The 6,144-nt window shown below is 60.0% G+C and carries 4 protein-coding genes; 2 read left to right on the top strand and 2 right to left on the bottom strand.

Features of this window, described 5'->3' with window-relative positions; genetic code table 11:
- Together NW837_RS12590 and NW837_RS12595 are read left to right on the top strand one after the other, a co-directional pair.
- The coding region (locus NW837_RS12590; protein ID WP_414331976.1) for an FkbM family methyltransferase at positions 1 to 784 on the top strand (784 nt) is incomplete at its 5' end.
- 21 nt (positions 785 to 805) lie between these two features.
- Positions 806 to 1,960, top strand: a complete 1,155-nt coding sequence (locus tag NW837_RS12595; RefSeq protein WP_414331977.1) for a hypothetical protein — start codon at positions 806 to 808, stop codon at positions 1,958 to 1,960.
- Here the strand turns inward: NW837_RS12595 and NW837_RS12600 are convergent.
- Both NW837_RS12600 and NW837_RS12605 read right to left on the bottom strand, forming a co-directional pair.
- Positions 1,947 to 4,766, bottom strand: a complete 2,820-nt coding sequence (locus tag NW837_RS12600; protein WP_414331979.1) for a tetratricopeptide repeat protein — start codon at positions 4,764 to 4,766, stop codon at positions 1,947 to 1,949. The two genes, NW837_RS12595 and NW837_RS12600, sit on opposite strands and share 14 nt — an antisense overlap.
- Positions 4,767 to 4,873: 107 nt before the next feature.
- Positions 4,874 to 6,144 (bottom strand): hypothetical protein (locus tag NW837_RS12605; protein WP_414331980.1); only part of this gene is annotated, 1,271 nt, incomplete at its 5' end.

The following is a 6,144-nucleotide window of genomic DNA, read 5'->3' on the forward strand; positions in this document are numbered from 1 at the left end:
TAACTTCGACAAGCTGGTTCAGGAAGGACATGCCCAAGTGATAGGATTTGAGCCCCAAAAAGAAGAATGCGAAAAGCTCAACGCCAGAGCCCTAGCCGAGGCTCCTCGCGCCGACAAAGTGAAGCGGCAGTACTTTCCCTACTTCATTGGGGATGGATCCCGCCGCAAGTTCTATTTCACCAATGCCGGCTACACCTCCTCTCTTTACGAGCCCGATCAGGAGCTGGCCCAGCATTTTGAGAACTTGGCGGAAGTTTGTCGGGTAACTCGGGTCGAGGAAGTCCAGACTACCCGCCTGGATGATATTCCAGAGCTGGGCGAAGTGGACTTTCTCAAGATGGATGTTCAGGGAGCCGAGCTGGATGTTATCCGGGGCGCTAGAAAAACTCTACAGAGTGTTACTGTTATCCAAACAGAAGTCGAGTACATACCCCTCTACAAAAACCAGCCTCTTTTTAGCGATGTGGATATTGCCCTTAGAGAAGAGGGCTTTCTTCTGCATGGCATGACCAGCAACTTCGGTGCCTGCCTCAAGCCCTTTTCAGCCAGAACCTATCGCCCTTACACCCAAGTGTTGTGGTGCGACTATGTTTACGTCAAAAACTTTATGCACTTGGGTCGGCTTTCCCCGCGCCAGCGGCTGGCAATGGCGGTGGTTTTGCATGAGATTTACCTGTCCTACGATCTGGTAGCTTTCATCCTGGGCGTCCATGACCAAATTGCCCAAACCCGCTACAAAGACTTCTACCTGGCCAAAATGTTTGCCGCTCTCAATGTCTCTTAAATTGCTCAGACGAGGTGGGGGATGATCGTCATCGACGGGGTTATCTGGCAGTCGGAAGGGTTTTCTCGCTCTCCACTTTTGGATCAGTCCTACCTGTGGCTGAGCCTCATTGAAGAATGGGTCAAGGCCAAGAAGGCAACGGAGTTTGTGGTGCTCACCCGCGGGCAAACTTGGTTGCCACCGGGAACTTTTTTTTCCGAGATCCCCCGCTTTGCTTTTGCAGAGGCAGATGAGGATCGCACCGGCCTGCAGAGCGCCTGCGACCAGCTCAAGGCCAGGCTGTTTCTCTCCACCGGCTACACCACCCCCATTTCCACCCCTTCCATCGCCTTCATCTACGACCTAGAAGCAGAGGCCGGCAGCCAATTTCACTCGGAATACATCGAGAAGAAAAATGCCATCCTGGCTGCTGCCCACTACGTCTTCTTCTCCGATGAAGTGTTTGCTGGCTTCCGAACCCACTACCCCGGGATCCCTCCCGAGCAGATGTCGCTAGTCTACCCGGCCATTGAAGGCTGGGCCAAGCCGGCTGCTCCCGATGCCATGGCCGAGTTTCGCCGCAAGTTTCAGTTGACTCGCCCTTTTTTCTTGGCCGTCTTGCCCGAACAGCTGGCTGATTACCGTGGCATCCAGGCTGTCAGCCAAGCTTGGGAGATCCTGCAGGGCCAAAGGCTCTCCCGCACCGAGCTGGTCTTTGCCTTTCCCAGTCCTCTGAAGGTGGATCCCGTCAAAGCGCAACTGCCCCAACGAGAAGGCCTTCGCTACCTCAGCCTGAACAATCCCGAGCTTGCCTGCGCCTATTCCTCGGCTCTGGCGCTGGTTTTCCACTCCACCTTTCGGCCCAGCAGCCCCCTTGAGGCTATGGCCTGCGGCTGTCCTGTGGTGCATTACCGGGATGAGCAGCCAAATGCCTCCGGCTCGGAGTCGGCAACTGCCTCTGGAGAGAAAAAAGATAAGGATCCCTTGCAAAACCCGACAGCCCTGCTCTGCCAAGGCTCGGTGCGGGAACTGGCAGAAGCCCTGCAGCGCATCCAGAGCTACCCGGTACGCTCTCCCCTCATTGCCAAGGGGCTGGAACGGGCCAAGGAGCTGAGCTGGTCAACCGTTGCCGCCAAGCTGTGGGACATTTTCGAGCAGGTGGCTCCTTCGGAATCCGAGGAACCTACTGACCGCTGACCACCAAGTTTTTCCACATCTGCCGATAGGCCCGCTCCAGGGCGCGAGCATGGCTTTGCGGATCCCTCAGGGGCGATTTCTCCATCATGCCTCGCAGGCTGTGGCGCAAATGCCGCAGCCGCTCCAGATCACTGGCCAGGTTCACGGCAATTTCCACGTACTCTTCTGGGGTTTGGGCCACCAGCTCCGGCAGCCCCACGTTGGTGAGGATGGAGACCCCCACCCGGCAGACATGGGCATTGCCCGCCAAGACCACCACCGGCGCGCCGCCCCAGAGGGTTTCACAGGTGGTGGTGGTGCCGTTGTAGGGGAAAGGATCTAGGCCAATGTCAATCTCGCTGTAGATCTGGAGATGCTCTGGAATGCTGCGGCGATCTCCCACCAGGTGCACCCGCTGCCGATCCACCCCGTGCCGCTCGAAGTGCCCCCAGAAGATCTCGCAGACGCTGCGGTCGGTGTAGCGCATGTTTTTGAGCAGGATGCGGGCATTGGGCAGCCGCTTGAGGATCCCCGCCCACACGGCCACCACGTTGGGGGTAATTTTGGTGGGGTTGTTGCAGCAGCCAAAGGTGACGTAGCCGGCAGCCAGAGCCGGTAGCTCGGAAACCGGCGGAAAGATATCCACAGGGTTGTAGCAGAGAAAGCTTTTGGGCAGGCGCATCAACTTTTCTGTGTGGTACCTTTCCGTCATGCCCGGCGGGTCGGCATAGGCATCGGTGATGCGGTAGTCCACCAAGGTCAGGCCGGTGGTGTTGGGGTAGCCCAGATAGGTGGCCTGGATGGGGGCAGGTTTGAGGGCCAGCACGCCCAAGCGGTTGTAGGCCGTATGGCCGGCCAGATCCACCAGAATGTCGATCTTGTCCTCGTGGATGAGGTCGGCCACCTCCACATCGGAGCGGATCTTGTGGATGTCTCGCCAGCCGTCAGCCTTTTCCTTCATCCGCTCCGTCACGATGTCCGAATACGGCCCGTTGGAATAGCAGTAGATCTGGAAGCGCTCGTGGTCGTGGTGGTTATAGACATGCTCAAAAAACATGCTCACGGAGTGCAGCTTAAAGTCTCCGGAGATGTAGCCGATGCGCAGAGGCCGCTTCAGATCCCGATCCCGGTGGTAGGGCCGCCGCAGATGGGCCACCGAGGCTTGGGTGGCATCCCCCCACTTCTTGTGCTCCCGCAGGGTCTCTTCGGGATCGAAATCGGGGGCGTAGTGCAGGCCCATGAGGATGTTGCCGTGGAAAGCGATCACCCCCGGAGCCAGCTTGGCCGACTTGCGGTAGGCTTTGATGGCCTCCTCGTGGCGGCATTGCTGGAGGAAGGTGCCTGCCAACCCTGCATAGGTGGAAGGATCCTCGGGGTTGATCTCCAGGGCGCGCTGAAAAGATTCCAGTGCCTCGGTTAGGCGGTTCAGCTCTTTGTAAACGGATCCCAGCGCCCGGTGAACATCCAGGAAGTCCGGCTTGAGGCGGGCCGCTTCCTGTAAAACCGGCAGGGCCTCTTCGTTGCGGTGCTGGCTTTGCAACAACAGCCCCAAGTTGCAGTAGGCTTCTCCCAGTTCTGGGTCGTGCACCAGCGCCTGCCGGTATTGAATCTCTTCTTTTTCCGGCTCGTTCAAATGCCGATAGGCCAGGCCCAGGTTGTTGTAGGCCAGGGCAAAGTCAGGCTTGTGCTCCAGGGCCGCCTCCAGCAAGGGGATGGCCTCCTTAAACCGCAGTTGATCCAATAGCAGGCAGCCGGCCTCGAAGTAGGCTTCGGCAAAGTCGGGCCGCACGCCCAGAGCGCGGCTGAGGTGGGCCATGCTGTCTAGCAGTCCATTGGAGAACACCTTGCGCAGCTTGCGATCTGACAGAAGGTTGGCCAAGCCGCGATGGGCCTCGGCGTAGTCTGGCTGCAGGCCAAGGGCCACATGGTAGTAGTCCAACGCCCGTTGCGGCTGCTTCAGCTTGCGATAGGCTGTGGCCAGGTTGAAGTAAACCCGCGGGCGATCCGGCTGCAGAGCCAGGGCTGCCCGATAAGCCTCGATGGCCGCCTCCGGCTGATCCTGCTCCAATAGAGCAGTGCCCAGGTTGATGTGCGCTTCCACCCGCTGTGGATCCAGCTCCAGCGCCCGCCGGAAGGCGGCAATCGCTTCCTCCCACTTCCCCTGCTCTGCTAGAGTCAGGCCCAGGCCGTTGTGTAGCTCTGGCCGCTGTGGGTCTTGCTCCAGGAGCTGGCGATAGAGCTCAACAGAACGCTCCAACTGCCCCGCCTCGCGGCAGAGCTCGGCCAGTTCTTGCGCCCGCTCTGGGGTAAACTCTAGCGCCAGCGCCTGCTCTAGATGGTCGATGGCCGTTGCCGGCCACCCCTTCTGTCGGTAGATCTGGGCCAGCTCCGTCAGGATCTGGGCATCCTGGGGCTGCAGGGCCAGCGCCTGCCGGTAGTACAGCTCAGCTTGGTCATACTGGCCCAGTTGAAAGTGGCAGAGGCCCAGGTTGAAGAGGGCCTGCAGGTGATCCGGCTGCAGAGCCACCGCTTGGCTGTAGCATCCGATGGCTGCTTCCCGCTTGCCCAGCGCTTGATATACAGCGCCCAAGTTGCTCTGAAAAGCGGCCTGATCCGGCCGAAGCTGCGCAGCTTTGGCTAGATGAGCTGCAGCCTCCTCTAGGCGGCCCGTCTGGTAGCAGAGGATGCCCAGAAAATAGAGGGCATCGGGCTGTTCGGGCTGCAGAGCCAGCACCTGACGGTAGGCCCCTTCCGCCTGCTGCAGCTCCCCGGCTTCGTGCTGGCGGATGGCCGCTTCCAAGATGGCCACAAAGGTGTCGAGTGTCACTTGGCCTGGATCCCTAGACTCCATAGCTCCTGATTCTATACCTACCTGTGAGAAAAAAACGGGCCTGATTGCTCAGGCCCGCAGTGCTTCAAGCAGCTAGGCAGTCACTAGCGCGGGATGGTGAAGGTGATGTCCAGCCGCGGCCCGCGAGCGGTGGTGATAGGGCCAGCACCCGTACCCGTGGCCGGCTCCCGGTCGAACTCGGCGCGGCAGGTGCCCGTAGCCCCCTGGCTCACTTCAAAGCGGACAGGGCTGGCCACGTTGAACGAAACCGAAGCCGTCACCGCAGCACTTGCCGATACAGAGGCCGTCGGCGCCACAAAGCCAGCTGGAGCGACCAGAGGACCGAAGGTAAAGGTAAAGGTGTCACCTACTGCCAAAGCAACGCCAGTAGGCTTGGGTGCTGCAAACGTACCAGCGGGAATATTTGAGAGGAAACCGGCATTAAATTGTTGAATTGCTTGAGTGGACGGAAGCTGAGCGCTCTGGGTGAAGGAGCCAAAAGTAAGAAGAACACTTGCAGAAACAGTGCCCCCACCCGGCAGAGCGTTGGAAACGCTTACCGTTGTAGTAAATGGGCCAAACGCAACTGGCGTGGTGCCTCCGGCAACGTCAAGCGTTGCAGTGGCCAGGGCAGTAGCGGCAACTGGCGCAGTTACGTCAGCGGCAGCCGCAGTACCAGCAGCCGGGACTCGAAGCGTTCCTGCCAGAATGGCCGGCCCAAGAGTACCACTTGCCGAAGCGGTGGGAGCAGCCACACTGACGCTTGCGCTCGCCGTGGCCAGCACCGAAACAAAGGCCGGAGTAGCCTGGTTGTTCCACACCTCCTTGGCACACTGCAGCCGCACCTGGTAGAAGCGCGGGCCTGGCGCCGACACCGCCCGCTGCACCCCAGGCCGCACATCCGCCGTACGCGGCCCAGCCGATACATCGTTGCCCAACACGTTGCCGTTGATGCTCAGAGCCACAAAGGTGGGCGTGGAAGCCGGCGCAAAGAAGTCGCTGGACACCACGTTGTTGGGCGCACCCAGAGTAACTTCCTGGAACACCACATTGTTGGCCGGCAGGTTGTGCGGTGTCGGATCCAGGAAGAAGAAGCCCAGCCCCCGGTCGCCAAAACCAGGAATGGTGGCCGAGGTGAAGGAGGGCAACTGCACCAGCGTCAACTGCGCCTCCTGCACGACGGCGTTGCGGGGAATCGCGTCGGGAATGGGGAAGGACAGCACCGCCCGATAGTCGTCGTAAACCCCCACCGGCAGGTTCTCAGCCGCACCTGCGCGGCGGATGCCAAAGCCGACAGGAATAGCGGTGGGGTTAGAGAAGACTTGCCCTGTTGGGGTGAGAGCGGCCAGTTGCGTCGGCAGCAGGCTGATGGGAC

It is taken from the genome of Synechococcus sp. R6-10, from assembly GCF_047461815.1.
Classification (GTDB): Bacteria; Cyanobacteriota; Cyanobacteriia; order Thermostichales; family Thermostichaceae; genus Thermostichus.